Origin of the sequence: Luteitalea sp., assembly GCF_044337415.1 — a bacterium.
Taxonomy (GTDB): domain Bacteria; phylum Acidobacteriota; class Vicinamibacteria; order Vicinamibacterales; family Vicinamibacteraceae; genus Luteitalea.
In genome coordinates, this window is the sequence record NZ_JBIINP010000367.1 from 1 (window position 1) to 2,941 (window position 2,941).

The following is a 2,941-nucleotide window of genomic DNA, read 5'->3' on the forward strand; positions in this document are numbered from 1 at the left end:
AGGTCGCCGGCGCCGAGCCCGAGCCCGGTGCGATGACTGAGGGTGTCGCGCACGGTGATCTCGCGTGAGGCGAACGGGTCGGCCAGCGAGAAGCCGGGCAGGTGCTTGCCGACCGGGTCGTCCCACGCCACCTTACCCTCGTCGACCAGCATGCCGAGCGCGGCGGCCGTGAAGGCCTTGGTGTTCGACGCGATGCCGAAGAGCGTGCGGTCGTCCACGGGCGCGGGGTCGCCGAGGCGACGCACGCCATACCCCTTCGCGTGCACCACTGTGCCGTCCTTGACGATGGCGACGGCGATGCCGGGGACCTCGAACGCGCTCATCGTCCGGGCGACCCAGGCGTCGAGGTCGGCGGGTGGCCCTTGCGCGAACGCGCCGGCCGGGAGGAGGCACAGCGCGAACAGAACGACGAGCAGACAGCGGCGCACGGATCGTTCGAGGGCAATCATGCGCGCCAAGATAGCGCACCCGGCGCCGGGGGCATCATCCCGCTCACGCCCACATGCGGTGACGCGGCTGAGGGCACGGCCACGTGTGCCGGAGGGAACACCGCCGCTGGGCAAAGCCGCGCAAAGTGGAGTGATGCCGAAGTCACACGCCCCGCACGACGTCCACGACGACACCGGCGAGCCGTCGAACATGCAGGTCGGCGACGTGCTCGTCGCCCGCTCGAGCTCGTTGCTCGAGCACACGGTCAGCATCGTGCCGGGGAAGCCGTATGCCACCGCCGCCACGCATCACGACGCGATGGAGCAGGCCTCGGAGGACGCGGAGGCCCTGAACGTGGACGCGTGGGCCACCGAGGACCAGATCCACGTGCGGCGGATCTCGACGCACCGCCCCGATCACGAAGACTCGTGACGACTCAGCGGCGCCGTGGCCAACACGTCACCAGCGTCGGCTGACTTCCTCGGCGACCTTCAGGATGCCCACGAGCGGGAGCGCCAGCAGGATCATCGTGATCGGCACCATGAACACGAGCAGCAGCACCAGCAGCACGTCCTCGACGGCGACGAGGTAGCGGTGACGCGCGGGTGGCGGCTGAGGCGCGTGTGCGGCAGAGCTGCCCGCGTCGTGCGGCGGAGCGTGAAACGCCGACCCATCAGGCGTGGGTGGCGCGGCATGATGCGCCGCGATCGGGGTCATCCCCGGAGGGGTGAGCTGCTGCAGGCGCGGCGAGAACGGCAGGGTGGCGACCATGCGTCGACGCTACTCCGCCCTGCGTGGGTCCGCTGTGCACTCCAGCACCCACGCCGGAGGGGGCCGGTCACCTCCAGGGAGGATGACCGGTTGACCGCGCAGGGGTGCCTGCGATGCTGACCGTCGACGCACAGCGTCGACGGCCACGGACCGAAACAGCCACGGACCGCAAGAGCCACGGACCGCAAGAGCCACGGACCGCAGTAGCCACGGATCGAGTTCGGCGCCGGCTCACGCGGTTTGCGCTGACTACCGAGCTCCAAGCCCCAAGCCCCAAGCGCCAAGCCCCCGTCCCAGCCCCCAGCCCCTGTTGCCTGTCCCCGTTCTGTGCCGAGCCCCGAGCCCCCAGCCCCGCGGTCCCTCACATCCCCGACGCGTCCGGAGGACTGAACGGCACACGCGCAGTGCTGGTGGCGGCGTCGGCCTCGCCGAGCTGCTCGTCCTTCGGCCGTCCGGTGAGCAGCGGCTGCGCGCGATAGACGATCGCCCGCCAGTTCTTCCACTGAATCGCACCGGCCGTGAGCGCCATCCAGCCCTGCAGCCAACGCGCCCGCGCGAAGAGCATCCGGTACTCGCGGCTCGACACGCCCTGCAGGTACGGCCGCGCATCCCAGCCGGCGTCGCTCGGGTAATAGTCCTCCGTGATCATGCCGCGTCGTCGCGCCAGGTTGTAGAACTCCGCGCCCTGCACCGGGATGGCAGGCGCCCAGCTGCTGTAGTGCAGCGCGCCCTCGCGCCAGAGCCGCCACGCGAAGCGCAGGCTGTTGCGCACCTCGTCTGCCGTCTCCGACTGCAGCACCCCCTGTTCCTCCCAGAACTGGAACAGCAGGAAGTAGCCCCACACCTTGATGCCGTGGCGCGACAGCATGCGGCACGCGTGCTCGGTCTGCTCCAGCGACATCCGCTTCTTGATGCCCGTGAGCACGCGCAGGTTCGCGCTCTCGATGCCGATGCGCACCATCCAGAAGTTGGCCCGCTTCAGCCAGTACGCGAACTCCTCCGACATCGGCGCGACGCGCAGGTTGGTCTGGAACGACAGGTCGGGATGCCCGAGGGCGGCCAGCGCCTGGCACACCTCGATGCACCAGCGGTGCTGCACGTTGAGCTCGTCGGAGTGGAAGAAGATCTCGCGGTAGCCCATGCCGTACAGCAGCTCGACCTCCCTCGCGATGCACTCCGGCGACCGCTTCCGGTACCGGGGGCCGGTGCCACGGAAGACCGGATTCGCGCAGAACGTGCACCGGTACGGGCAGCCGCGCGTGATGATCATCTCGGTGTTTGGTGAGCCCTTGCTGAACGACACGCCGACGTAGTCCCGCTGGTTGACCAGGTCCCATGCGGGCAGGGGCACCGTGTCGATGTCGTCGATGAGTTCGCGCTCGGCGGTGCGCCGCACGTGATGCCCGTCGCGGTACACGATCCCGGGAATCGCGGCGAGCGCCGCCGGCCACTCGCCCGGCGCCTGCAGGAGCTCGAGAAACGTCCGCTCGCCCTCGCCGACCACGGCGACGTCTGCCGGCGTGTGCCGCAGCACGTGCTCGGGCTCGGCGCTGGCGTGGGCGCCGCCGCACACCACCCTCACGTGCGGGAACTGTGTCTTCACGGCGCGCATCAGCCGATACGCGAGCGGCATGCCGTACGACGTGAACGACAGCGCGTACACGTCGGGCGACCACTCGCGCAGCATCGTGAGGTGGTCCTCGAACGAGCAGCGCTGCGGCAGGTACCTGAACTCGATGGA

The 2,941-nt window shown here is 69.8% G+C and carries 4 protein-coding genes; 1 reads left to right on the forward strand and 3 read right to left on the reverse strand.

Annotation, left to right across the window (positions count from 1 at the left end):
• Window positions 1-449, reverse strand: a 449-nt coding sequence (locus tag ACIRDX_RS22395) for a serine hydrolase domain-containing protein (protein WP_396627634.1), incomplete at its 3' end; no start/stop codon positions are given.
• A 133-nt stretch (window positions 450-582) separates the two neighbouring features.
• On the opposite strand from ACIRDX_RS22395, the gene ACIRDX_RS22400 reads away from it, so the two are divergent.
• Entirely contained in the window at window positions 583-861 is a 279-nt protein-coding gene (locus ACIRDX_RS22400; protein WP_396627635.1) for a hypothetical protein, read from the forward strand.
• A gap of 27 nt (window positions 862-888) precedes the next feature.
• On the opposite strand, the gene ACIRDX_RS22405 is transcribed toward ACIRDX_RS22400, so the two are convergent.
• The gene (locus ACIRDX_RS22405; RefSeq protein ID WP_396627636.1) at window positions 889-1,200 is read right to left on the reverse strand and encodes a hypothetical protein; all 312 of its coding nucleotides are present in this window, start codon (window positions 1,198-1,200) and stop codon (window positions 889-891) included.
• Window positions 1,201-1,561: 361 nt separating this feature from the next.
• A partial coding sequence (locus ACIRDX_RS22410) for a B12-binding domain-containing radical SAM protein (RefSeq protein ID WP_396627637.1) occupies window positions 1,562-2,941 on the reverse strand: 1,380 nt, incomplete at its 5' end.

Excerpts from the sequence above, each read along its gene's own strand:
- ACIRDX_RS22400 (WP_396627635.1), top strand. The coding sequence starts at position 583 with ATGCCGAAGTCACACGCCCCGCACGACGTCCACGACGACACCGGCGAG.
- ACIRDX_RS22405 (WP_396627636.1), bottom strand. The coding sequence starts at position 1,200 with ATGGTCGCCACCCTGCCGTTCTCGCCGCGCCTGCAGCAGCTCACCCCT.